Origin of the sequence: Methanosarcina horonobensis HB-1 = JCM 15518, from assembly GCF_000970285.1 — an archaeon.
GTDB classification, from domain to species: domain Archaea; phylum Halobacteriota; class Methanosarcinia; order Methanosarcinales; family Methanosarcinaceae; genus Methanosarcina; species Methanosarcina horonobensis.
The window spans coordinates 920,239-946,676 of the sequence record NZ_CP009516.1 but is presented as its reverse complement, the minus strand read 5'-3'; the positions used below and the strand labels follow the sequence as shown (position 1 = coordinate 946,676).

21 protein-coding genes are annotated in these 26,438 nt (G+C 40.1%); 3 read left to right on the top strand and 18 right to left on the bottom strand.

Going from position 1 to position 26,438, the window contains the following annotated elements; translation table 11 throughout:
* Nucleotides 1-58: 58 nt before the first annotated feature.
* Nucleotides 59-907, bottom strand: coding sequence for an acetolactate decarboxylase (gene budA, locus MSHOH_RS04195; protein ID WP_048137623.1), 849 nt, complete (start codon nt 905-907; stop codon nt 59-61).
* Between the two features lie 132 nt (nt 908-1,039).
* Between budA and MSHOH_RS04190 the strand changes: the two genes are divergently transcribed.
* Nucleotides 1,040-1,213: a hypothetical protein gene (locus tag MSHOH_RS04190; RefSeq protein WP_239451205.1), complete on the top strand. Its 174-nt coding sequence runs from the start codon at nt 1,040-1,042 to the stop codon at nt 1,211-1,213.
* A 122-nt stretch (nt 1,214-1,335) separates the two neighbouring features.
* Here the strand turns inward: MSHOH_RS04190 and MSHOH_RS04185 are convergent, their stop codons facing one another.
* The 8 genes from MSHOH_RS04185 to MSHOH_RS04145 all read right to left on the bottom strand — a co-directional run bounded on the left by MSHOH_RS04185 (nt 1,336) and on the right by MSHOH_RS04145 (nt 14,312).
* A complete protein-coding gene (locus MSHOH_RS04185; protein WP_048137619.1) occupies nt 1,336-2,334 on the bottom strand; it encodes an isocitrate/isopropylmalate dehydrogenase family protein in 999 nt (332 codons plus the stop codon).
* A 66-nt stretch (nt 2,335-2,400) separates the two neighbouring features.
* Nucleotides 2,401-2,961, bottom strand: coding sequence for a manganese efflux pump MntP (locus MSHOH_RS04180; RefSeq protein WP_048137617.1), 561 nt, complete (start codon nt 2,959-2,961; stop codon nt 2,401-2,403).
* A gap of 77 nt (nt 2,962-3,038) precedes the next feature.
* The gene (locus tag MSHOH_RS04175) at nt 3,039-3,914 is read right to left on the bottom strand and encodes a DUF7714 family protein (RefSeq protein ID WP_048137615.1); all 876 of its coding nucleotides are present in this window, start codon (nt 3,912-3,914) and stop codon (nt 3,039-3,041) included.
* A 107-nt stretch (nt 3,915-4,021) separates the two neighbouring features.
* On the bottom strand, nt 4,022-4,528 hold the full coding sequence (gene hacB / locus MSHOH_RS04170; protein WP_048137613.1) for a homoaconitase small subunit: 507 nt from the start codon (nt 4,526-4,528) through the stop codon (nt 4,022-4,024).
* Nucleotides 4,529-4,691: 163 nt separating this feature from the next.
* Nucleotides 4,692-7,214 carry an oligosaccharyl transferase, archaeosortase A system-associated gene (locus MSHOH_RS04165; protein ID WP_048137611.1) on the bottom strand — a complete coding sequence of 841 codons (2,523 nt, stop codon included), beginning with the start codon at nt 7,212-7,214 and terminating at the stop codon, nt 4,692-4,694.
* A 363-nt stretch (nt 7,215-7,577) separates the two neighbouring features.
* Entirely contained in the window at nt 7,578-10,103 is a 2,526-nt protein-coding gene (locus tag MSHOH_RS04155) for an oligosaccharyl transferase, archaeosortase A system-associated (protein ID WP_048137607.1), read from the bottom strand.
* A 471-nt stretch (nt 10,104-10,574) separates the two neighbouring features.
* On the bottom strand, nt 10,575-13,103 hold the full coding sequence (locus tag MSHOH_RS04150) for an oligosaccharyl transferase, archaeosortase A system-associated (protein ID WP_048137606.1): 2,529 nt from the start codon (nt 13,101-13,103) through the stop codon (nt 10,575-10,577).
* Between the two features lie 54 nt (nt 13,104-13,157).
* Nucleotides 13,158-14,312 carry a glycosyltransferase gene (locus MSHOH_RS04145; RefSeq protein WP_048137604.1) on the bottom strand — a complete coding sequence of 385 codons (1,155 nt, stop codon included), beginning with the start codon at nt 14,310-14,312 and terminating at the stop codon, nt 13,158-13,160.
* 89 nt (nt 14,313-14,401) lie between these two features.
* Between MSHOH_RS04145 and MSHOH_RS04140 the strand changes: the two genes are divergently transcribed.
* Nucleotides 14,402-15,496, top strand: a complete 1,095-nt coding sequence (locus tag MSHOH_RS04140) for a glycosyltransferase family 4 protein (RefSeq protein ID WP_048137602.1) — start codon at nt 14,402-14,404, stop codon at nt 15,494-15,496.
* Nucleotides 15,497-15,513: 17 nt separating this feature from the next.
* Here the strand turns inward: MSHOH_RS04140 and MSHOH_RS04135 are convergent, their stop codons facing one another.
* From MSHOH_RS04135 to rfbC, 9 genes are all read right to left on the bottom strand, one after another.
* Nucleotides 15,514-16,407 carry a glycosyltransferase family 2 protein gene (locus MSHOH_RS04135; protein ID WP_048137600.1) on the bottom strand — a complete coding sequence of 298 codons (894 nt, stop codon included), beginning with the start codon at nt 16,405-16,407 and terminating at the stop codon, nt 15,514-15,516.
* Nucleotides 16,407-17,315, bottom strand: coding sequence for a glycosyltransferase (locus MSHOH_RS21910; protein WP_052730703.1), 909 nt, complete (start codon nt 17,313-17,315; stop codon nt 16,407-16,409). The genes MSHOH_RS04135 and MSHOH_RS21910 overlap by 1 nt, the downstream gene beginning before the upstream one ends.
* Nucleotides 17,312-18,424 carry a glycosyltransferase family 4 protein gene (locus MSHOH_RS04125; RefSeq protein ID WP_048137598.1) on the bottom strand — a complete coding sequence of 371 codons (1,113 nt, stop codon included), beginning with the start codon at nt 18,422-18,424 and terminating at the stop codon, nt 17,312-17,314. Before MSHOH_RS04125 ends, MSHOH_RS21910 begins: the two co-directional genes overlap by 4 nt.
* Nucleotides 18,425-18,742: 318 nt before the next feature.
* Nucleotides 18,743-19,549: a glycosyltransferase gene (locus MSHOH_RS04120; protein WP_204245382.1), complete on the bottom strand. Its 807-nt coding sequence runs from the start codon at nt 19,547-19,549 to the stop codon at nt 18,743-18,745.
* Nucleotides 19,550-19,812: 263 nt separating this feature from the next.
* Nucleotides 19,813-21,240, bottom strand: coding sequence for a flippase (locus MSHOH_RS04115; protein ID WP_048137595.1), 1,428 nt, complete (start codon nt 21,238-21,240; stop codon nt 19,813-19,815).
* A gap of 6 nt (nt 21,241-21,246) precedes the next feature.
* Complete coding sequence (locus MSHOH_RS04110) at nt 21,247-21,969, bottom strand: sugar phosphate nucleotidyltransferase (RefSeq protein ID WP_048137593.1); 723 nt, start codon at nt 21,967-21,969, stop codon at nt 21,247-21,249.
* Nucleotides 21,966-22,769 (bottom strand): dTDP-4-dehydrorhamnose reductase, encoded by an 804-nt coding sequence (rfbD, locus tag MSHOH_RS04105; protein WP_239451204.1) that lies wholly within the window; start codon nt 22,767-22,769, stop codon nt 21,966-21,968. Before rfbD ends, MSHOH_RS04110 begins: the two co-directional genes overlap by 4 nt.
* Nucleotides 22,748-23,647, bottom strand: a complete 900-nt coding sequence (rfbB, locus tag MSHOH_RS04100) for a dTDP-glucose 4,6-dehydratase (protein ID WP_048137591.1) — start codon at nt 23,645-23,647, stop codon at nt 22,748-22,750. The genes rfbD and rfbB overlap by 22 nt, the downstream gene beginning before the upstream one ends.
* A 126-nt stretch (nt 23,648-23,773) precedes the next feature.
* Nucleotides 23,774-24,325, bottom strand: a complete 552-nt coding sequence (gene rfbC, locus MSHOH_RS04095; RefSeq protein WP_048137589.1) for a dTDP-4-dehydrorhamnose 3,5-epimerase — start codon at nt 24,323-24,325, stop codon at nt 23,774-23,776.
* A gap of 1,025 nt (nt 24,326-25,350) precedes the next feature.
* On the opposite strand from rfbC, the gene MSHOH_RS21905 reads away from it, so the two are divergent.
* Complete coding sequence (locus MSHOH_RS21905; RefSeq protein WP_158024038.1) at nt 25,351-26,283, top strand: glycosyltransferase family 2 protein; 933 nt, start codon at nt 25,351-25,353, stop codon at nt 26,281-26,283.
* Nucleotides 26,284-26,438 lie beyond the last annotated feature (155 nt).

Genomic DNA, 26,438 nt, shown 5'->3' with positions numbered 1-26,438 from the left:
GCAGGGAAAGTTTCTTCAAATAAATGAAGGAAAAAAATATGAAAATGGAAGCTTGAGATCATTTCTCAACTTTTTCCATATCAGCCTGAAGATCCTGACCTAGCTCCACGTTATAGAAGTCTCCGCTGGCAGGAAGTTCCATAAAAAATGCACTGGTAATATCCAGGGCAGCATCTCCGCTTTCCATCTCAAGATCCAGGACGTGCCCGCCTGCGCTTCTATCCTCTGTAATAAAGTGAAGGTGATATCCCGGCACGTTTACACCTTTCACATATTCAGGAGTCCTGAACCCTACCAATGTGCCGCTTATATTTTCAAATTCAAAGACAGACTGGGTGGATACCGCATCCGCCAGTTTCGGATAAGGTTTTTCCTGTCTGGGTACACTCCGTGCTTTTATGTAAGAGAAATCTCCGTCAACCCGAACTGCGTAAAAGAGATTTTCTGAAGGCAGGTTAAGATCAAGAAAGGCTTCAAGCTCGGTAAGGTTTGCAGGCTCCTCAAGCCGGAAACTTTCATCGGCTTCAAAGTAAGTGACAGTGGCAAAAGGAGTTGTCATTTCTCCGGATACAGGATAGGCAATTCCATCTGTTTTTATTTGGTAGTAACTGCCATTGAGGGCGAGCATTTCACCTTCGAGCCCGTCAAAGGTTCCTATACCAAAGTCTCCATGGGTTTCAAGTTCTGCAACAGGTAGAACCCCATCGTAAACTCCCTGGAGCAGGGCGTCGATTGTTGAGACTTGGTAGAGTACTTCAGAGTCGTTCCCGCAAATACCTGAGCCAGAGTCCTCAATACTCTCAATATTGCCCGATTTTTCGGAAAAGTTACCAGTGAAACCAGTGCAGCCGGAAAAGAAAGTAACTGATAAAAGAATTAAGAAGATTATAAGATTTTTTTTGTTCATTCACGTTCCTCACAGAATTCTTCTAAAAAATTATTATTGCTGGCACTATAAATCTTTTTAGTAGAATTGAGGAGAAACTCACAAATATTTATAAGACATGAAGCTGAAGTACTGTATGGGAAAGGGAACATTATGGAAGAATACTTTGAATATCTTGTTGAGAGAGCACAGTACTATGAACACTTTGAATTTTTTAGAGAAGATGTTCAGAAAGTTCAGGTGGGATTGAACAGGAGTGAGCAATTCCAGAAAGAAACCACAGTTGTTGAGCTTGTATTGGAGCAGAAGCAGGAAAGTAAAAATTAAGAAACAAAAGAAAATCAATAACCCAGTACCGGAAAATGAATCTGGAGAGCCTGCGAAGGACAGAAACAGTCATCTTCCAAGGCTCTAAATTTTTTAAAATCTTTTGATATGAATTATTCAGATTACTGTTTAAGGTTCTGCGTTACATATTTCGCAACCTTATGACCGACTTCCGCCGTGCTTGCCCCGCCTCCAAGGTCAGGGGTTATGATCTTCTTCTGAAGAACACAGGCTATTGCATCATCAATAAGCAGAGCTTCAGGTTTACCCATCCATTCGAGCAGCATTTTCACGCAGAGGATTGCCGCAATAGGGTTTGAAACTCCTTTTCCTGCAATGTCAGGCGCACTCCCATGCACAGGCTCAAAAAAAGCGTATTTTTTCCCTATATTGGCGCTCGGGACAAGTCCAAGGCTTCCGACAAGGGCTGCACACATATCGCTAAGGATATCCCCGAAAAGGTTCGTGGTAACCACAACATCGTACTTTTCAGGGTGCATCATAAGGCTGTAAGCCATGGAATCTACCAGCATATCTCCATACTCAACCCCATAAGCGTCTGCAGTTTGCCTGCAAACATCAAGGAAAAGTTTGTCTGACTTCAGGACATTGGATTTATGGACAATGGTCAGTTTATTGGATCTCTTTTTTGCAAGTTCGCAGGCAAATTCTGCAATCCTCTCAGATCCTTTTCGGGTAACTACTCTTTTCGTCCAGGAAAAATCAGGGCCTATTTCCTCAATCCCTGAGTACAGCCCTTCGGTATTTTCCCTGATAATAATAAAATCGAAATCATTTCTCCCGGTAACACCTACTATTCCGGGGAGGGGTTTTACAGGCCGAATATTGGCATAGAGGTCGAGCTCTTTACGGATAGTGAGGAGCACACTTTTATAACTCGGATCAGGCACTGTGGTGACTGCCCCGAAAAGCACTGCATCACAGCTCTTTATGGTTTCTATGTCTTCTTCTGACATTGCAGTGCCTGTGCTTTTCCACCTTGCATAGCCGAGTTCCAGAGGCACTTTTTCAAGCTCAAGCCCGAAAGCGTCCAGAACTTCAACAGCTGCAGGAATGACCTCTCTGCCAATCCCATCTCCTTTGATTACCGCGAGTTTCATGGTACTGGATGTATGGCTGGAGGTATATGAATCTGGCGTAACTTTTTCAGATTCTCAACATATTTTTCAGATCCAGAGCAGGTGTTCGGCAAGGATTTTTACACCAAGCCCGATAAGGATGAGCCCGCCGAGGATCTCAACTTCGTGCTCAAAGAAATGACCTATCCGGTATCCCAGAATTGCCCCGCAAAAAGACATGACAAAAGTTACACAGCCTATAATAATAACGGGTCCAAGAATAGGTGTCCCCAGAAAAGCAAAGCTTATCCCCACTGCAAGGGCGTCTATGCTTGTTGCAACTGCTAAAAGGAAAAGCACGGAGTAATTAAGTGAATTTACCTTCCCATCCGGATCCCCGTAAAGAGCTTCGTAAATCATTTTACCCCCGATAAAAGCAAGAAGCCCGAACGCAATCCAGGGAGCATAATCTGAAACAAAACCGCTTACCGTACTTCCTCCAATCCAGCCCAGTACCGGCATAAGAGCCTGAAAGCTCCCGAAAAAAACAGCCAGCTTAAGGGCATCGCTTACCCTGAAAGGCCGAACTGTAGTGCCGCTTGACATGGAAACTGCAAAAGCATCCATTGCAAGCCCGAGCCCTAAAAGGAAATTTGTTAGAAAAGGCATCGAAAAGTTATTCCACCTTCATTTTACATGAGTTTCGAACAATAAGTAACCTGGTACTTAAAGGTTTTCTGGCTGCATTACTGATTTTGTAATGAACTGTCTTTATTCCTGAGTCTGTTTACAAGATTTCTGATAGCTTCTGCAACCTGGTATTCCGACGCTCCCCAGTGGACAACAGCCCCTTCAAAACCTGAAATATTTACAACCCCTGACTTTTCTGACCTGCAACAGCGCGTAATGAAGGCTTTTGAAGGTACGACTATTTCCGATTTAAAAGGACAGATGTTTATGAAGGAGTATTCAAGTTCCGGAAAACGCATCTCAAAAAGAGTTTTTGAAATCTCACACCCTATAAGCAGATGCCCGTCTTCGGTAAGAATATCAGAGTCAAGGCATTTCCCTTCAAGCCCTGATGCACTGCATGGAAAAACAGTTCTTTCCCCTTCAAAACGCCTGAGGTCAATTATCTTTTCAGTAAACCGAACCTGAAGGTCCCCGAAAATCCCGCTGGCTTCAAGCCTCCTCACGACCTGGGAAAGCCAGGCAGGCTCAGGGGGTGCGACATCAAGAATTTCTATTTCGAGAATACCGGAGGGATCAGGCTCATGAACAATTGTAACATGTCTATCTACGCCAGTAAAAATAACAGTGCTTACTTTGCCCTTGCAAAGTTTTAATGCGGTTTCAATCAGGAGGGTACGGTCTTTTATATTTAGTTCTCTGTCGTATCTGACAACTTCTTCTCCTGAAGCAATCAGCTCGAGAGCTTCAACCTTTCTGAGAAGTCCGTCTCCGCTCTTAATAACATGGTAAACTGCATATTCAGAGCTACCTGTTTCGTGATTTTCTCTTTCTTCGATCAGGTACTCCGTAAGGAAATAAATTAGCTCTTCAGTGCCTGCAGGGAGGGCTTTTGTTACTCCCACATGTTTGTACTCATCTGGAAAAATCATAAGTATCGGCTATTTGTGCTGTTAATTGGTAGATCTCACAGATTTATTGATCAGGTAGTATAGGTGATATAGGTAAGACTTGATTAATTTCGTTACTAAATGATCAGTTAAATTGACTCTTCTTTCTGCTGACTCTGAACTTTTTTCCTATGCCCAACAAGCCCGCCGTCCGTAAGCATATCTAGCAGGAAGTCTGGCAACTTGTTCCCTTTAAATACACCTTTTCCGAAAACTCTGACTTCACCTTTGAGCAGATCAACTTCAATCTCGTCTCCTTCCTCGCATTCAATGTCAGCTTCCATCAGGGGTAGCCCAACGTTAATTGCGTTTCTAAAAAATATCCTTGCAAAAGACTTTGCTACAACACAGGCTATTCCTGCATGCTTTAAAGCAAGAGGAGCCTGTTCTCTTGAGGAACCGCAGCCAAAATTGTCCCCTGCAACAATAATATCCCCGGGATTTGCCTTTTTTGCAAACTCAGGGTCAATGCCTTCCATAGCATGAGCTGCAAAAACCTGCATATCCTTTGTCCGCAGGTACTTTCCCGGGATGATTAAATCGGTATCTATATCGTTTCCGAATTTCCAGACTCGGCCTTTGATAGGGTTTTCCATCACACATCACCTGTGAAGTAGGTTTTTTAATAGTATATTTAGGTAGCGGATATAAAATAAAAAAGTAAAGAAAGAATAAAAATAAGAAGGAAAAGAAGATGTGCAGCAGAAACTGGAACTTAAACCTGCTTCTTTGGATTAAATCTCCAGTTTCTTGCCTTCATCAGACCTTTACTTCCTCTCCTTTTAACACAGCTTCTTCATTGACCCTTACTTCCCTGGTAGTGTTCCCATAGCTTACGACATAGGGACCTGCAGGAGCAGTATCGAACTGAGTTTCCCCTGAGATGGGACCTTCGGTTGAGTAAGGCACGGTGAACTCATACCTGCCTTCAGAGTCGGAAGTTGTTGACTGGGAGTACTCAAAGGTCCTTCCCTGACCCGTTAAAATTGTAGTCTTTATATTGACGGTCTCGTTAGGAGAAGCCGTTCCTGTGACTTTTGCACCCTTAACGTACTCGAAAATCTTGACATAACCGGTATCAACCTCAGGGATACTACTTCCGTGAAGAAGGTTATAGACCTGTTTATAAACAGATTCCTGAGTCTGATAAGCCCAGGTTTCGTGGACAAGACGGTACTGTTTAAGACCGTTTCCATCAAGAATGTGCAGTCTGGACTCCATTGAATCGAAGTAACGCATGGAAGGAAGGTATGTGTAGCTGCTGCCTGTCCAGTAAGGCTGGTAGTATCCTGCGGTATCAAGAGTCCATTCTGGCATTGCCATGAATATAGTAGTAGCCATTTTTCCATCGGATACGATATAACGCGCTCCGGCTTTATCCGGGTCAGGGTGAACAGCTTCAAGCACTGCAGTTGCCTCTTCTTCTGACTGGGCAGTAAAAAAGGTTGCAGCCCCTGGCTGGTTCTCTTCATTTATGCTTCCTCTTCGCCCTCCGATTCCAGCCTGGAAAGGATTCGCATTGGGCATCCTGTGCCCGAGGGTTTCTATGTAATGGCCGTAATCCCACCACGACATGACTCCATATGCAGTATCAGGGTAATCGAAAAGCTCTCCATCTTCAGGAGCCTCATAAATAGCGTTGTAATCCATGCCAGGGTCAGGAGTATACGACTGAAGCCACAGACAGGCTTCTATCCAGGTACTGTCTGGATCATTCGAACCGGTTGATTGCTCCAGAGCAGCTCCATATACCGGATAAATAAGAATAACTGCTATAGCCAGTACCGCAAGAACCTGCTCTACTTTGACGAACTTCAGGAAGCCCTGGAGATCTGAAGGAGACTTTACAGTGGTTTTAAACTTCTCACTGAGCTGACTCCATTTAACCTTGTCAAGAAGCAGACCTCCTACATAGGCACTGAGAATTGACACATTGATGGAGTAGTAATAAGCAAAACGGTTCTGACCGTAAATTGCAAAAAGCATTAAAATGCTCCAGATTAGAACCAGTAATTCTTCGGGTTTTGCTTTCCGGAACACACTAACCAAGAGGACAAACATTCCAAGGATTGAGACAAAAAACCCAGAGACTGTGAAGTTTGAAAAAGCCCTCAATAAAGTGAACTTTCCATCATAATAAAACATAGAACTGGCTTCACCGATTGTTGCTGGTCCACCTGTCTGGACTCCAAACACTGTATGGGGAGCGTTTATGATAAGAGAATAAATTGATGGAGACATAACTCTTGTTGCAAGCAGTCCCAGAACACCAATTCCGAGAATTGCCAGAGGGTAATAGTAAGTTTTTAGATTCCTGTTTTTAAACTCCCTTTGAATAAAACTCAAAACTCCAAAACCTGCTACTGCTCCAATCGCAGTTGCAACATGGAACCATGAGTAATAGTAAAGCGAAAAACCCATATCAGGATGGACAAAAGGAAGTACGAGTATGGCACTTACCAGGAATGTGATAATGCCTGTAAACCCGAGGTAATCGCTTGACTCATGGTGGAAGTTATCAAGGATATACTGGATAACGGCATAAACCAGAGCAACAAGCAAGAAAAGAGAAGCTCCAGGCCACGAAAGCTGGTAGGCAGAGTACATGACACCGGCAATAACGGAATAGATAAGTGGCTCTTTAACAACAGTGAGATTTTTATTCAATACATCTTCAAAATGTAGATTTTTTTTCTTTGCGGTAATTATTGCCAGCATGAAAAACATTATGAAGAGAGTACTGAACAGAGATTCGGCTACGTGGTGATCCGTAAAGCCAAGCAGTGAACGGGACAAAAACTGCCCTGGAGCAAAAGCGATAAGGATTGCCGCAAGTATCCCTGTTTTATGACCGCCTAGATATTTTCCGATGTAGTAAACAGGAATGACAGTAAGGGCTCCGAGAACGGCAGGGAAGTAAGTTCCTATAGTGTTAACCAGATCCTGACCGGGACTACCCATTCCCAGGGCCAGAGCGGTTATCGCCATCATCTGGTCAAAAAGAGGACCGAAATGGATGTAACTCCCGTTAGGATAGTTGGTCATGGGGTTGAAAAACACCCTGTTGGGATAATTTTCAAGGAGAAGATTTAAGGTACGCATGTGGTACAGAGGGTCATTGCTCGTGAACTTTACAAACCCATTGGACAAAAACACAGAATCATAAGGGCGCATTCTGATCCATAGGGATATAAAACCAATTATCGCAACTGCCAGAGTATAAGGCAAGCTGGATTTTATCTTAGACTTAAACATTGGTACAGGACGGTTTTCAGGATCCATAGTAATTCCCTAGGAGTAAATTTTGCAATCAAATATATAATTTATGTGAAAAGAAATTAAAAAACAGATTTTACTTAACAGTCTGGGAGTTTATAATTTTTATCCTAGTTATGACTAATAACTACATAGTGCTTTCTCCTTGAAAGCTGACGATAACTTTCAGGACAGAGTACCTGCGACCAGGAAAGAATATAGCATGCAAGGGTGAAATGGTCAGTATTCTCAAGGTGGGAGTCTGGACAAAGAGTTCCTGAGGTATAAGATCATACAAAGTGAAAAGCCCGGGAAAAAAAATAGATGTGCAGTTCGCGTTTCCTGCACACCTTAGCTGTTTCGACTTTAATCTCAACTGCTTATCATCACTCAAACTTTTACTTCCTCTCCTTTCAACACAGCTTCTTCATTGACCCTTACTTCCCTGGTAGTGTTCCCATAGCTTATGACATAGGGACCTGCAGGAGCAGTATCGAACCGGGTTTCTCCTGAAATAGGACCTTCGGTTGAGTAAGGTACGGTAAACTCATACCTGCCTTCAGAGTCAGAGGTTGTTGACTGGGAATAATCAAAGGTCCTTCCCTGACCCGTTAAAATTGTAGTCTTTATATTGACGGTCTCATTGGGAGAAGCTGTTCCTGTGACTTTTGCACCCTTAACGTACTCGAAAATCTTGACGAAGCCTGTATCAACTTCAGGGATACTCTCTCCATAAAGAAGGTTATAAACCTGTTTGTACAGGACTTCTCCTTGGGTTTGATACGCCCAGGTCTCATGGACAAGACGGTACTGCTTAAGACCGTTTCCATCAAGAATGTGCAGCCTCGATTCCATTGAATCGAAGTAACGTGTGGAAGGAAGATACTGATAGCCGCTACCTGTCCAGTAAGGCTGGTAGTATCCTTCGGTATCAAGGGTCCAGGCTGTCATTGCATAGAATTTGCCTGTGGCCATTTCAACATCTGAGATAATATAACGCGCTCCGGCTTTATCCGGGTCAGGGTGGACAGCTTCGAGCACTGCAGTTGCCTCTTCTTCGGATTGGGCAGTAAAGAAAGTGGAAGATCCTGGTTGATTTTCTTCATCTATGCTTCCTCTTCGCCCTCCGATTCCAGCCTGGAAAGGATTCGCATTGGGCATTCTGTGCCCGATAGTTTCAATCCAGTGTCCATAATCCCACCATGACATGACTCCGTATGCAGAATCAGGGTAATCAAAAAGTTCTCCATCCTCAGGAGCCTCATAAACGGCATTGTAATCCATGCCAGGATCAGGAGTATAGGATTGAAGCCACAGACAGGCTTCTATCCAGGTACCGTCAGGGCCGCCTGTGCCTGTTGTAGTTTCCATAGCAGTTCCGTACACAGGATAAATGAGAACAACTACTATAGCCAGGACCGCAAGAACCTGCTCAATTTTGACGAACTTCAAGAAGCCCTGGAAATCTGCAGGAGACTTTACAGTGGTTTTAAACTTCTCATTGAGCTGGCTCCATTTTACCTTTTCAAGAAGCAGGCCTCCTACATAGGCACTGAGGATTGACACATTTATGGAGTAATAATATGCAAAACGGTTCTGACCGTATATTGTAAGAAAAATTAAAACACTCCAGACCAGAACCAGTACTTTTTCTGGTTTTGGTTTTCTGAACAGGTTCGCAGTCAGGATAAACATCCCAAGTAAAGAAGCAAAGAAACCTGAGGCAGTGAAGTTCCCGAAGACTCTTGATAGAGTAAAAGCCCCGCCCTCGTAAAATATCGAAGACACTTCAGCAATTGTTGCTGGTCCACCTGTCTGGACTCCGAATACCGTATGCGGAGCATTTATAATAAGGGAATAAATGGATGGAGATGCGATTCTTGTTGCAAGGAGCCCAAGAATGCCAATTCCGAGCACTGCCAGAGGATAGTAATAGGTTTTTAGATTCCTGTTTTTAAACTCCCTTTGAATAAAACTCAAAACTCCAAAGCCTGCTACTGCTCCAATTGCAGTTGCAACATGGAACCATGAGTAATAGTAAAGCGAAAAACCCATATCAGGATGGACAAAAGGAAGTACGAGTATGGCACTTACCAGGAATGTGATTATGCCTGTAAACCCGAGGTAATCGCTCAACTCACCGTGGAAATTATCAAGGACATACTGGATAATGGCATAAACCAGAGCAACAAGCAAGAAAAGGGAAGCTCCAGGCCACGAAAGCTGGTAGGCAGAGTACATGACACCGGCAATAACGGAATAGATAAGTGGCTCTTTAACAACAGTGAGATTTTTATTCAATACATCTTCAAAATGTAGATTTTTTTTCTTTGCGGTAATTATTGCCAGCATGAAAAACATTATGAAGAGAGTACTGAACAGAGATTCGGCTACGTGGTGATCCGTAAAGCCAAGCAGTGAACGGGACAAAAACTGCCCTGGAGCAAAAGCGATAAGGATTGCCGCAAGTATCCCTGTTTTATGACCGCCTAGATATTTTCCGATGTAGTAAACAGGAATGACAGTAAGGGCTCCGAGAACGGCAGGGAAGTAAGCTCCTATAGTGTTAACCAGATCCTGACCGGGACTACCCATTCCCAGGGCCAGAGCGGTTATCGCCATCATCTGGTCAAAAAGAGGACCGAAATGGATGTAACTCCCGTTAGGATAGTTGGTCATGGGGTTGAAAAACACCCTGTTGGGATAATTTTCAAGCAGGACATTCAGGGTCCGCATATGGTACCAGGGGTCATTACCCCCAAACCTTACAAACCCATTAGACAAAAACACAGAATCAGAAGGACGTGTTCTAATCCAGAGGGATACAAAACCAATTATCGCAACTGCCAGAGCGTAAGGCAAGCTGGATTTTATCTTAGACTTAAACATTGATGCAGGATGATCCTGAGAAATCATAATAATCCCCTTCAGGAGGTATATTTATCGTAAATATATAATTTGTGTGAGAAGAGAACCAAATAGACTCAAACGTGATGTATGTTTCGGTTTTATTTCTGACATGGTTTTAATGTCCTCGCCGTAAAACTATTCAGATGGCTTCCCGGATGGATTCACCAATCTTGCAGGAACAAAAAAGGTTCCTCTACAATGGATTTTAGTGGTCATCTTTTTTTCAAGCCGTCTTCTCAAAGACAATAACGCGTTTTCTAAAAGATATGCAGTATGCACAATTACACTTTGAGAAACCCTAGACCTGTAAAATAACTTTTTTAATAGTATATCAAAGTAGCGGATAAACAAGGGAACAAACGAATATTTTTATAAAAAAGTGACAGACTACTTTGAAGAATCCCGGTAATAGAGCCATAAAAAAGAAAAGGAAGAAGAAAAACTCAGTAGAGAATTAACCTTGTGCCTCATACTGGTTCAGACCTTTACTTCCTCTCCTTTTAACACAGCTTCTTCATTGACCCTTACTTCCCTGGTAGTGTTCCCATAGCTTATGACATAGGGACCTGCAGGAGCAGTATCGAACTGAGTTTCCCCTGAGATGGGACCTTCGGTTGAGTAAGGCACGGTAAACTCATACCTGCCTTCAGAGTCGGAAGTTGTTGACTGGGAATAATCAAAGGTCCTTCCCTGACCCGTTAAAATTGTAGTCTTTATATTGACTGTCTCATTGGGGGAAGCTGTTCCTGTGACTTTTGCACCCTTAACGTACTCGAAAATCTTGACAAAGCCTGTATCAACTTCGGGGATACTACTTCCGTAAAGCAAATTATAAACCTGTTTGTACAGGACTTCTTCCTGAGTCTGATAAGCCCAGGTTTCGTGGACAAGACGGTACTGTTTAAGACCGCTTCCGTCAAGAATATGCAACCTTGATTCCATGGAGTTGAAGTAACGTGTGGAACGAAGGTAACGGTACCCGCCACTTACCCAGTAAGGCTGGTAGTATCCTTCTTTATCAAGAGTCCAGGTTGTCATTGCATAGAACTTGCTTGTAGCCATCAGCGCATCAGAAACAATATACCGCGCTCCGGCTTTATCCGGGTCAGGGTGAATAGCTTCAAGCACTGCAGTTGCTTCTTCTTCGGATTGGGCAGTAAAGAAAGTGGAAGAACCCGGCTGATTTTCTTCGTCTATACTTCCCCTGCGCCCTCCGATTCCGGCCTGGAAAGGATTAGAGTTTGGCATTCTGTACCCGATGGTTTCAATATAGTGTCCATAATCCCACCACGACATGACCCCATATGCAGTATCAGGGTAATCGAAAAGCTCTCCATCCTCAGGAGCTTCATAAATGGCATTGTAATCCATGCCGGGATCGGGAGTATAGAATTTGAGCCACAGGCACGCTTCAATCCAGGCATTATCAGGATCACTCCCGGTAGCCTGTGTATATAGCATTGCGGCTCCATATACAGGATAAATAAGAACAACTACTATAGCCAGGACTGCAAGAACCTGCTCTATTTTAACGAACTTCAAGAAGCCCGGGAAATCTGCAGGAGACTTTACACTGGATTTGAACTTCTGAGCGAGTTCGTCCCATTTTACCTTTTCAAGCAACAAACACCCAAGATAGGCACTGAGGATTGAAATATTTATAGAGTAGTAATTTGCAAAACGGTTCTGGCCGTAAATTGCAAGAAACATTAAAATACTCCAGACTAGAACCAGTAATTCTTCGGGTTTTGCTTTCCGGAATACATTAACGAGGAGAACAAATATTCCAAGGACTGAGGCTAAAAACCCGGAAGTTGTGAAGTATCCAAAGGCCCTTAATAGAGTAAATTTTTCGTCAAAATAAAACATAGAACTGGCTTCACCAATTGTGGATGGTCCACCCTCCAGGACACCAAACACTGTACGTGGGGCGTTTATAATAAGAGAATAAATGGATGGAGATGCAATTCTTGTTGCAAGAAGCCCAAGAATGCCAATTCCGAGCACTGCCAGAGGGTAATAATAAGCCTTTAATTGTTTCCTTTTAAACTCCCTTTGAATAAAGCTCAAAACTCCAAAAACTGCTACTGCTCCAATTGCAGTTGTAACATGGAACCATGTATAATAATACATTGAAAAACCCATATCAGGATGGATAAAAGGAAGTATGAGTATAGCACTTACCAGGAACGCGATAATGCCTGTAAACCCGAGGTAATCGCTTGACTCATGATGGAAGTTATCAAGGATATACTGAATAACGGCATAAACCAGAGCAACAAGCAAGAAAAGAGAAGCTCCAGGCCACGAAAGCTGGTAAGCAGAGTACATGACACCGGCAATAACGGAATAGATAAGTGGCTCTTTAATAACAGTGAGATTTTTATTCAATACATCTTCGAAACGCAATCTCTTTTCTTTTGCGGTAATTATTGCCAGCATGAAAAACATTATGAAGAGAGTACTGAATAGAGATTCGGCTACATGATGATCGGTAAAGCCAACCGTTGAACGCTGCAAAAATGGCCCTGGTGCAAAAGCTATCAGGATTGCCGCAAGTATCCCTGTTTTATGACCGCCTAGATATTTTCCGATGTAGTAAACCGGAATGACAGTAAGAGCTCCGAGAACGGCAGGGAAGTAAGCTCCTATAGTGTTAACCAGATCCTGACCGGGACTGCCTATTCCCAAAACAAGAGCGGTTATGGCCATCATCTGGTCATAAAGAGGACCGAAATGGATGTAGCTCCCGTTAGGATAGTTGGTCATGGGGTTGAAAAACATCCTGTTAGGGTAGTTTTCAAGGAGAACATTTAAGGTCCGCATATGATAAAAGGGGTCATTGCTCGTGAACTTTACAAACCCATTGGCTAAAAACACAGAATCAGAGGGGCGTATTCTGATCCATAGGGATATAAAACCAATTATCGCAACTGCCAGAGTATAAGGCAAGCTGGACTTTATCTTAGATTCTAACATTAAAGCAGGACGATCCTGAGAACTCATAGTAATCCCTTCAGGAAATACATGCAACTAATCTGGAGCTACAGAAGAAGAAAATTAAATGGATTGTATTAATTCGATGTAACGGTTTATAACTTTATCCCATTTTTGATCCGGAGCTTCATAATACCTCCTCGTCCCCAGAAGGTTCAGGATAGCTTTCCGAATAGATTCGATGTCCCCTGGAGGAACAAAAAATGTACCTTCATACCCAGCCATTGATTCTTTTAAACCGCCTACCTCGGAGACTACAACGGGTTTTCCAAAAGACATGGCAATATGGGCAATCCCGCTCTGTGAAGCCCTCAGGTAGGGCAGAACCACCACATTTGCAGCGCTGAAATAAAGGTTTACTTTATCGTCAGGAACATATTCATCTATAAGCGTAATTTTATCGTGCGCCGGAGATTCCTTAATCTGGTCGAGCAGTTCTTTTCGGTCTTCCCAGATTTCTCCGACAATCAGCAGCCTGCTTTTTTCAAGAATCTCAGAAGGGAGCTGTTCAAAAGCCCTGATCAGGTAGGAAGTACCTTTGTACTTACGAATTAAACCAAATGAAAGGATGACTAACTCATCGTTTATCGAGAGACTTCTTCTTGCTTCTTTTGTGTCGAGCAATTCCCCATACTGGTCATAAAGCCCGTGCGGAATTACATGAATTTTTTCAGGGTCAATTGCATATCTTTCTGCAACAAGTTGTTTATCGGATTCCGAATGGGTAATGTATGCATCAAGGTTTTTGCGAAGCAATTTTCCCGTTATTTTTGAATATAAACGAATCGGAAGTATGGACTCTTCAAAAGGGTCAACAACTTCATGGAATTCTATAATAATTTTTGGTTTATGCAACAGACCTGCAAATATCTTTAGCAGGAGCTGCATATGGGCAATCGACGAGGTCCACCACTGCAAGATTATGACATCAGGTTTTTGTTCTTTAATAAAACTGTATGCTCTAACCCATGTTAGAGGGTTATTGTAGTCCATTCCATCAAAAACAGGGATTCCGGATGAGAAGTTCAGGTTTGAAATGTCTTTTCCGACATGAGATTTTCCAGGAAAAAGAAAGGTTGGCAACAGCTGTCTAAAGCAAATTACAGAAACATTTTTTTCCGCAGACATTGCATTTGCCAGACGGATAGTATAATAACTGATGCCACTTAAAAAACGCTTGGAAGGTCCGACAATGCAAATGTTTCTACTGGATGCCATCTATTTTAACTATCACATTATCTTTATATTAAGCTAATGCATTACTCTTTACTGCTCTATATAAGCACTCATATAAGAGAGGTTTGTTCTTGAAAATAGCCCAGATCTGCCCCCGTTACTTCCCTGATATTGGGGGAGTGGAAACTCATGTAAAAGAGATTAGCGAGAGGCTGGTCAAAGCAGGGCATGATGTTGAGGTCATAACAACAGACCCAACCGGGAAACTGAACAGAAGAGAAACAATAAATGGGGTAAAGGTCATCAGGTTCAGGTCTTTTGCTCCCGGAAATGCGTATTATTTTGCCCCGCAGATCTATTTTTATCTTAAAATGCACAGTTTTGATGTAATTCACGCACACAGCTATCATGCCCTTCCGGCTTTATTCGCAGCCCTTGGAAAAAGTGAAAGAAGGCTTGTGTTTACACCGCACTACCACCGGAGCGGGCATACGGCATTTAGAAATCTGCTGCATAAGCCGTACAGGCTCTTTGGAAAAGTGATATTTTCCAGGGCAGACTCTGTAATATGTGTCTCAGAGTACGAAAAAAGGCTTGTTGAGGCTGATTTCAGAGTCGCAGGAAAAACCGTAAAAATTCCAAATGGAATTAACCTTGCAGAGTTTAAACACCTGAGAGCCCTACAGAAGGACGAAGGTATTGAAGGGAAAACAGGAAAAGAGAAAACTCTCCTCTACGTTGGCCGCCTGGAAGAGTACAAAGGAGTTCAGTATATAATTCAAAGCATGCCTGAGCTTCAGGAATTCAGACTAAAGGTTGTTGGAAAGGGACCCTATGAAGCAGAACTTCGAAGTATGGCAAAAAGTTTAGGAGTAGAGGGAAGGGTTGAGTGGTTAAAGGACCTTTCAAGGAGAGAACTGCTCAAGTGTTATGCAGGTGCTGATATATTTTTAATGCTCTCTTCTCATGAGGCATATGGAATAACAGTTGCGGAGGCACTGGCTGCTGGAACTCCCTGCGTGGTTGCAAAGGGGAGTGCACTTGAAGAGTTTGTGGACGGGACCCGTTGTTTAGGAGTCGATGAGCCAATAAAAAAAGAGGAGATAATTAAGTTAATAAATAAGCTAAAAGATATGAAACAAAATAGTAGGTTCACTACGGAGAGTCTTACTATTTTTGATTGGGATTATATAACAGAAGAAATTGAAAATATATATAATAACTAAATTTACTTATCATCATATTATTGCAAAAATCTTTTTTTAGGTTTATACCTTAACCCGTCAATCATTGCGAACCAGTATCCCTTGGCGGAGTCAAAATTCCCTTTCATAACCGATTCTATTATCCTTAAACATATCCCGGAAAGGGTAACAAATATGAGGTTTATGTACTCAAAACCATTGGAATTTTTCATTATAATAAACAATTTATTTCGATATCCGTAATATATTTGAAATGACTTTTTGAAATTCTCAGTAGTCGTTTTAGAACCAATGTGCCAGATTTCAGCAAAGGGAGTGTATATAAGATTTAAGCCGGCTTTTCTGGCCCTTATACACCAGTCTACATCTTCATTGTACATAAAAAAATCTTTATCTAAAAGACCTACTTTTTCGAGTGCCTTTTTGTTAATCATCAGAGCGCAGCCGGTTATCCATTCAACCTGCTTATAATGCTCGTTTTCATTCGAGGTATCATCTATAAAATTATAATACTTTGTGATTTTCCCTCCACTATACCAGACTTTAGAAGGAACGTCATAGTAATAGATTTTAGGCCCGATAGCCGCAGCATCAGGATTATCCATTGCAGCCTCGGCCATTTTCAAAATAAAGCCTTCTTTAAACACAGTATCATTGTTCAACAATAATATCCATTCACCCCGAGCTACGCGCATTCCTGCATTATTTCCCTCAGCGAAACCGAGATTTTCTTTATTGTTTATAAAACATAGATTATACTTGTTTGCAATATTTGTAAGTTTTACAACAGAATCATCTTTTGAGCCGTTATCGATAACAATTATCTCGAAGTCTTTATAATAAGTTTTATTTTTTAGGAGATATTCTATGCAATCAATCGTCATATCGGGTTGATTGTAGTTTAAAAGGATTACAGACAACATAACAATCATTAATGAAACTGAGAATTTTTTTTGCTATTTATAAGTTTAAGCTTCAAAAAAGACCTTGCAACAATGGCAAGTTTTGCAGAACATACCAGAGGATGCCAGAACCATGCTAGATCTCTATCTTTTATGATACCATAAAGAGCTAACCCAGTAGGATATATAAATGAATTCGAAACAAGGAATGAAATCGCACTGCTGCTTCCCCTATCATCCCCTTTGTTTCCGTCCAGACCCGCATTTATATCCCTTTCATACTTTTTCATAAAGCCCCGAAACGTAGTTGCATGGAGATGATATACTTCACAATCCTCAACGTGAACAAGAACATATCCAGCTTTTACTATTCTGTAAGTCAGGTCAACATCTTCTTTTGCTTTTAAATCGGGAAAACCACCGACATCAATGATCGCATTTCTTTTAAGAAGAGTGTGACCGGTCCCTATGGCCAGATAATTTTCACTACCAATAAATTTAGAGACCCCTTTTCGCCGATAAGGATGCTGCAGTATGGAGTAACGTGCTATACTGGGATATTCTTTTTTATATGCACCAAGCACCCATGTCCCGGCTACATTTTTAGATTCCAGGAAAGGTTCGATCATTTTCCTTGTCCAGAAACAATCTGGAAGTTCACAATCAGAGTCTATAAATGCACAGATTTCTCCTTTTGAAAGATCTAACCCAATCTGTCTTGATTTGCCGATTCCATATCCTTTAAATTCGTGTAGTTTTACATTTAAATCTTTATACTGCTCAACAATTTCTTTTGTTCCATCATTTGATCCCCCATCAATTACAAGAGTTTCAAAAGAGGGATAATTTTGCGAAACAATTGATTCAATGCAGTTTTTTATCGTTTTTTTATTGTTTAAAGTTAAAACAACAAAGGATACTGAAGGCAAATCGGTCATTTAAATCCATCCATAACTTTTTCTATAGTTTCCAGGTATTCTTCAGATACTTTTGTAATATCGTATTTTTTGTTAATTTGATTGACTCTTTCATTTATCGTTTTAAGGACTTCAGGATCTTTCAAACTCCTCAATTTAAGCAAAAAATCTTCCATCGACCCATCATAAATCAGCCCACCATCTGCAACTACTTCTGGCATGGCGGCCCTATCAGGAACAACAGCCGGTTTACCGCTTGCAAAGGATTCTATGATTGGTACACAGAAACCTTCGTGCAAACTTGCCGTAACAAATGCATCTGAAGAAGCATAGTATTTTGGTAAATCGTTATCTGATACTTTTCCAGTAAAGATAACTTTATCCAAGACGTTTAATGAGGACGCCAGATTTTTCAATTTATCCCTTTCTATGCCATCTCCGACAATTATGAGCATAAAATTCTCATCAAGTTCATGTATAACCTTAATCAGGGTATCAACGCACTTATGTGGTACCAATCGACCAACATATAATAAGACAAGGTGATTACTCAGGTTAAACTTCAATTTTATTTCAGCAGGATCTGTATTTTTAAAAGGATCAAGGTTTATTCCGAAAGAAATGACCTTTATCATTTCAGGTTTGATATATGGTTCAAGTTCTTTTTTTATATATTCACTGCGAACCAGAATAAGATCACTTTGTTTCATTGACTGAATGAACCCGGGACGCCTGAAAAAGTTCAATACTTTATCCTTAAAGTAAAGATACTTTAAGGGAGTAATACCATGGAAATCCCAGATTATTTTAAGATCCGGGTTAAAACGCCTGGCTCTATGGGCAGAAAGTAAAACTGGAATATCAGGACTGCATAGTATTAGTAAGTCGTAATCTGAGAATTTTTTAGTTAAGGAATGTATTTTTGTAAACGAAAGGATAACGGATTTCAGATTGTGATCTTTTATATCAGTGTAGTTATATTGAGCTACTTTAACTGGAATTTCTGTCTGGGTTACAAATGTATAAAGGTCAACATGATGACTATCTGAAAGCTTTTTTAGCATATCCACGCTATAATTGCTTATAGCATCGTATTTTGTTATCCTTGTTGCAAGGAAAGCAATTTTCATTATTTTGTCCCCGAGTGCTGTAGTAAAGATTTAACAGGATAGTAAAAGTTAGCCTTAAAAATAATTACTGAAAACAATAAATATCAAAAATTTTTTCACTATTCTCCAAAAACCAATAATAACTCTTTTGGGTTTGACCGCAACTAATTTCCATTGTCCGTTATTTATGACCATTTTTGTTTAAAGTAATGAATAAAGTATATTGAATTAACCACTATGTTATTCAACAATTTGTACACTAAGAACTACCAATATACATTATTAACAGTTTATTATATTAGTGTTAATCAAAATATATGGATAAAAATCATAACTTCACTAGTCTTTCACATGTTTCAACAGGGTATGTAAGTGTGTAAATGTTTTTGTCAAAAAACTGCATTTTTGAAGAGTTACGGGATATATAGTATTCCATTCTCCACAGGTTGTATAAATTATTTTATAAGTATTAGCATGTTTCTTAAGAACTTTCTTAAGATTATTGTAGTAATCATCAGGTAGCGAACCGTTTACTGACTTTAACTTTTTTCTATTGACTCCTCCTTTGGATAAATGGTAAACCTCCATCGGAAGCACATAAACTCCGAATCCCCTTTCTTTAGCACTGAGACAGTAGTCTACTGCATATAAATGCCAGCCGTCACAGGTTTTTTCGTCAAATTTGAGAACATCAAAAGTGGATTTTGGAACTATTACCAGGCACTCGTCAAGTGTTTGTACAGGTTCTGGCTTTTGTATCCTGCTTCCCCATGACCATGCTTCTGGAGGTTCTCCGTGTTTTATAATGTTTCGTCCTCTTTCCTGGTTAGAATTACCAGACTCACTCATGCCAGCTACCCCGGCAATTCCCAAATCAGCAATAGAATTAAGAAACTTCTCTGCATCTTCAAGCCAGGTATCCGGGATGAAACTCACGTCCTGATGGGCAAACATGATGTACTTGTTCCTGGCTTTTATTCCGCCATAGTTAAGAGCTACAGCCGCGGACTTAAATTCGTTTGACGTATTATCGATCCCGATAAGCTCAAACTCTGCAGTTTGATTCTTCAGACTTTTGAGCAGAAAGTCGTTAAATATTTTTTCATCGTTATAAACACAAACAACCGAGATCATAGTTTCAACCACATATTAAAAATTGACTTATGAAATTGAGTTTTAGCTTGACAATCTCTCTTTTAGAAGTCATCAAGGAAGCTTTCTATGAATTCAAATTTATCAAGTTTTTAAGATTATCCATCTAACAATGATTTTCAAAGAGCTGTATATGTTCGTAAAGTGTTTATAAATCCTTGTCAGTCAAAGAATTTCCTTAATTGGAGTATATTGTTAGCTTAAGCGTTTTCTATATGCTACACTTAGGAATAATAAATGTAGCACACGAGGACAATTTATCTTCCCAATACCTGATTAAGTAAACTGATGTCTTCTTTTTCAAAGCCATTTATAATATACAGGGCAGTGAAGTATAAAATTGCTGCAAACAAAATCAGCAGTATCAACGTACAATTCTGGAAAATAAGCAGAAATATCCCCATGACAGCTCCTGCTATTAACGATTTAAATATTAAATCTCTTAACAAAGAGGACAAGTTTTGTATCCTGTGCATATTAGAAATCAGCAGTAAACCAACAACCAGCTCTGTAGATACAGTAGCAACGGCAGCTCCTTTGTAACTGAACTGAGGGATCAGGATAAAGTTTAGAATTAGATTAAGGATTGCCCCTACAAAGGTAAACATCATAAGTGTCCTTTGTTTATCTATTGAATTGAAATAAGTTGCAGGTGTATAATTGATAAAACTCAGTACACTTGCCCAGATTAAAATTTGCAAAGCAGTAACTGAAGGAGAATATTCCATACCATATATAAGTATAATAATTCTTTCTGCCAAGATTGTAGTGCCTATTCCAATCGGGATTGAAATTATTGTTAAAAGCTTAAGTGATTTTTTAAAAGCAAATTCCAGAGAGTCTATGGAACTAACATAAAATTTGGAAAATACAGGATACATTGTACTCATAAGAACTGCAGGTAATAAGGCAAGAGCATCTATTAACCTGTAAGATGCCGCATACCATCCAACTACACTATCTCCGTTCATTACCGAAAGCATTACCATATCTATTTTAAAATAAATTAAGACAAATACTGTATTTAACCAGAATGGAGCTGATTCGGAAATTATTTGCTTCCAGAAAACCCAATCGATATTTAAAGTCGGGATTGTAAATTTTCTTATACATATAAGAAAACTATATACGAGAATTATTGTGTTAACAATAAGATAAATGAATGCAAAATAAATTAAATCAAGTCTCTGTTCTACTGCAAAAAAAATACCCACAATCATCAATGTGCTATTCAGAATAATCCCTAAAGATTGAAATTCAAATCTCTCAAACGCTTGGAAAACAGAATAAAACACATAAGTAAAATTTGTCGCAATATTATATAGCGTAATAATGTACACTACCCTTATTGTTGGTTCGGAATAACCAAGAATATTTATTGCAATTGCAGCGACTCCAAAGTTAACCATTGATAGTAAAATCTTCATTAAGAGAATACTTCCAAGATATCTGGGTGCCTGAGACAGATTGCGTGAGACTTCCCTTATCATTAATGAACTTAGTCCGAGATCTCCTATAAGTCCCAGAATTGAGGCAAAAGAGAGCGCAAAACTCAATATTCCTAAATCTTCAGCCCCAAGATATCGGGCCATATAAACAAAATAAAAAAAACCAAAAACTATACTCGTTACCTGACCAGCAAGTAAGAATAGACTATTCTTGGCTATTTTTTTAACTGTAGTCAATGAGTTTTACTCCAGATTTTTGTTTTTACTATGTTTCTGGATCAGTATACCTGCTCTCAATAAGCTTTCAAAGGTTCCAGCATCACTCCAGAAACCATCCAGAACACGGTATTCCATAGTTCCATTGTTAACAAAATAATTATTAACATCAGTTATCTCGAGTTCTCCTCGAGCAGAAGGCTCTAAGGTTTTAATCACTTTAAACACTTTATTGCTATAAATATAGAGACCTGTAACCGCAAACCTGCTTTTAGGCTCCCTTGGTTTTTCTTTGATTCCGACGACTTTATCGCCTTTTAGCTCCGCAACTCCAAACCTGTGAGCATCAGGGACTTCCTTTAAGAAAATCTTGGCACCGCCTGTAAAGTTTGAGACATCATTTTTGATATTATCCTGGAAAATATTGTCCCCAAGAATTACAGCCACATCCTCCTCATCAGCAAAACTCTCAGCAAGGCCTAATGCCTGTGCGATTCCTCCGGCCTCTTCCTGAATTTCATAAGTGAACTTAACTCCGAGATCCGCGCCCGATCCCAGGAGTTCAAGGAAGTGCCCTGCATGACCTCTACCTGATACTATCATTATCTCCTTAATTCCTGCATCGACAAGGGTCTGGATAGGATAAAATATCATTGGCTTGTCATAGACTGGCAAAAGATGTTTATTTGTAACCTTGGTCAGGGGATAGAGCCTGCTGCCTGTCCCGCCTGCGAGTATCACGCCTTTCATTTATTTCTCTCCTTCATATAAACTTCGAGTGCTGCTCTCCAGTGCCTCATAGGTTCGGTTTTAGAGTTTACAAGAACAGAATACTTCGGACGTTTTGCTTTTCTTGGAAATTCTTCGCTTGTACACGGAACAACATTATCTATGATAGCAGATGCAAACTCATACCAGGAACATACGCCTTCGTTTGTTAAATGGTATATCCCTGCCTCAAGTTCAAGGACGTCCGTAATCTTATTTGCGAGGTCTACGGTATATGTGGGTTTTCCAAACTGGTCATTTACTACCTTGACCCTATCCATCTGAGTAGATAATTTCAGCATTGTCTCTACGAAGTTTTTTCCGTGAATGCCAAAAAGCCAGGAAATTCTGATGATCCTGTAGTTCTCGGTGTTCTCTGCGATCTTCTGTTCTCCAAGAAGTTTTGACTGACCATATACGTTGATAGGGTTTGGAGTGTCAGACTCTATGTACTCATTTCTGGACCCATCAAATACATAATCCGTACTGAAATGTACGAGTAACGCTCCCACTTTACTACAAGCTTCGGCAATATGCCCGGGACCATATCCATTGACCTGAAATGCAAGTTCCTGGTTATCCTCGCAACCATCAACATCGGTATAAGCAGCGGCGTTTATTACAACGTCAGGTTTTATTCTTTGAATAGATCCCAGAACCTGTTCTTTATTTGTGATATCAAGATCTCTGTGAGTCAGTTTGACAGCATAGGGAAACATATTGCAGAGATCAGAACCGAGCATTCCGTTAGAACCTATAATCAGTGCTTTAATGGTTCCCACCACCACCGATTTTCAACATACCACCTGACTGTTTGCTCAAGGGCAGTATCAAAATCATATTTTGGTGTCCAGCCCATTTTTTCCAGTTTGCTGCCGTCAAGGGAGTACCGGAAGTCGTGACCTTTTCTGTCTTCAACATATTCAATTGAAGATTCGTCTTTGCCAAGCATTCTAAGAAGGCGATGAGTGATTTCAAGATTTGTAAGTTCGTTCCCGCCATCGATATTATAAATTTCTCCGCTGCTTCCGTTATGAAGAACAAAATCTACTGCAGAGCAGTGATCTTCAACATAGATCCAGTCCCTGATATTCTTGCCTGTACCGTACACTGGAACTTTCTTTCCTTCCATTAATCTGCTGATAAAAAAAGGAATCAGCTTTTCAGGATACTGGTAAGGACCAAAGTTGTTTGTACACCTCGTAATGCAAACAGGCAGCTCATAGGTTGTGTAATAAGACATTGCAAGGAGGTCCGAACCTGCTTTGCTTGAAGAATAAGGGCTTGAAGGATTCAAATTATCTTTTTCAATAAAAGACCCCTCTTTTATACTGCCGTATACCTCATCAGTTGAAACGTGGATAAATTTCATGATATCGTTTGCAAGCGCACTCTGGAGAAGGGTGTTTGTACCAAGTACGTTTGTCCTTACAAAAACCGATCCATCTTCAATTGAACGGTCAACATGGCTTTCGGCTGCGAAATGAACTACCTGATCTACATTTTTCATTACTTCATTCACAACGGCAGGGTCGCAGATATCTCCTTTGACAAAAGAATAGTTAGGGTTATTCTCAATATCTTTGAGATTGGCTGGATTCCCGGCATATGTCAGTTTGTCAAGATTTATAATTCGGTCGTGCGGATACTTTTCCAGCATATAACGGATAAAATTGCTGCCTATAAATCCGCAGCCTCCTGTTACCAGCAGTTTCGTTCAGGTCACCTCTGCAAAGAATACATTACAATAATACACCGACTGTTTTAAAACATAAAAATTTGTGCATTAAAAGTTCATCCTGGCTTCTTCAAATTTGGGAAGCAACCTATCTTTCTGAGAGACTTTTACATCTTTATCATTTATTTTCCAGTCAATACCTAGCGAAGAATCGTTGTAAGCAATTCCTACTTCAGCTTCAGGATGATAATAATCATCACATTTGTATGCAAAAACTGCGATTTCACTCAGCACAGAAAATCCATGAGCAAAACCTTTTGGAATAAGAAATTGCCTCTTGTTTTCACCCGAAAGCTCGACTCCAACCCACTTACCGAAAGTGAGGGAACTTTTCCTTAAATCCACTGCAACGTCATACACCTTCCCCTGCAAGACCCTTACCAGTTTTGCCTGACTATAAGGAGCTAACTGATAGTGTAGACCGCGAACTACTCCATAAGACGACTTTGATTCATTGTCCTGAACAAAATTGTACTCTTTCCCTATTAAATTATCCAGTGTCTTTCTGTTGTAACTCTCAAAGAAATAGCCCCGCTCATCCTCAAAAACATTGGGCTCCAGTATGAAAAGGTCCTTTATTTCGGTATCAATGACCTTCATATTTCAAACCTCAGTATTCCAATATACCTGATCAAGTCTACAAAATTTTCCCTTTTACACACATGTGCTCTCTCTGCACAACACCATAATAGTTTTAAGAGAAAACTCGAAATGTGGCAATTTATGCTTTCTCTTAGTCTTAAACTCGTGAATTTGCTATAAAATGTTAACAAAATATAGACAGTAAATAATAAAATGTCGATAAATAAGTTTTGGCCTTGAAATAGTAGACTACTGAGAGGAGAAAAAATAAAAGGATTTTGTTCAGTATATTCCACACTCATTTTTATCTATTTTCCAAGCTCCCTTATACACAAATCTTTTACTAATAAACTCTTCCGGATCAATCAAACTCTTTCCCTACAATACTCGGATATTCTCTTCCAGTAACCATACATAACCATCCGCCTTCATTTTTAAGAAGAACATTCAAGTTCACCATTGCAGGATAGCGGTATCCGGTTCATGTAATTTAATAAAATATATGCCCTGACCCATTTCAGAGGGCTATTATGATCGATCCTATCAAAGACGGGAAGCTCGGGTGAGAAGTTCGAGTCTGAAATGTTTTTCCCCTACGTGAGATTTTTCAGGAAAAAGGAAGGTTAGAAGCAACTGCCGAAGGCAGACCAGCAAGATATTTTTTTCTTTTCAGCCATTGAATTTGTCAGACGGATTGTATGATAACTGATGTTACTTGAAAACGATTGGAAGGCCAAATTATGCAAAAGTGCTTGTTAGATATCATTTACATTTATATTATATGAGCTTTATATTAGCTGTTACATTATACTCATTAGGTACTCATATTTAATCGTGGACTGGAAAAAAGTTTCAGTCAAAATTGAGAAACGACATATGTAAGACAAAAATGAAAAATAAAAAAATAAGACAAAGAAAAATTATCCAAGACAAAATAACAAAATTATCCGGTTAAATTAAGGGTTACTACAATTTATTTCTTTAAACTACAAATTTTACAAATTATTCTTAGGTTTGGGGGAACTTAAGTGGGGGACTTAAGCGTGGAAATCGATTATATAAGTGGCTTAAAAACGGAGAAGATATTGGGGATATCAAAATATCAGAGTAAAATCCATCACGGGTTCAAAGAAGAGGCAATCAGGAAAAGACCACTAGTATCAATAATTTTACCAACATACAATAGAGCATCTGTTCTTGGAGTCTGTGTCAAATCGGTATTAAATCAGTCATATACCAATTGGGAACTTTTGATTTCGGATGACTGTTCAACTGACAATACAGGAGATGTTATAAAACAGTACATAAACCGTGATTCCAGGATTAACGGCACGACGAATGAACACAATCTAGGACTCCCAGGTAATAGAAATAAAGCTCTATTTGCAGCTAAAGGTCAATTAGTATTTTTCATAGAAGATGATCTGGTACTGCATCAAGACTGCTTAGAGAAACTTGTCAGCACTTACAATTCATTCGATGCCCACAACGTCGTTATCGTTCCAAGATTAATAGAAAATACAGATCCAGATAAAGAAGCTGTCAGGCGTAATATGCCATTTTATGTAAATAAATTCACTGGTGAGATTTTTAACAATTATGGACAGGACTCTGGAAGTGTTTTAGGAGTAGATATGGGACACGCCTGTTGTTTGTACCCAGGGGATCAGTTACAGGCCATAGGCGGATATGAAGAAAAAGCTTACAAGGGTACCTACTGCCGTGAAGAAAGTGACCTGAATATGCGGCTCATTAACAGGGGATTTAAGTTCTACTTCCAACCAGCTGCAGTAGCAGACCACAACAGAGTTGGTACAGGTGGCTGCAGACTGTCCGGGCGTTTGAGACAGACTTACTATTATGCCAGAAATCATATTGTTTTTTTACTAAGAAATTTCGGAAAAAAATCAATGTATATGATACCTTGTTTCATGGTGGAGTTTAGTCGTAGAACACTTGTTAATAATCTTTCCTGAGGATTTTCCTAAAATAAGTTTGGATTGAAAAAATATTTCCCTTTTTTAAAAATAATTAAGTACTCATTGTAAAGCATACGCTGTAAAATCATTATTAAGAGCATTTTTCTGTGAAATGTCCTAAGCCACGAAAAAATAAAAGAAAAATGGAAGTT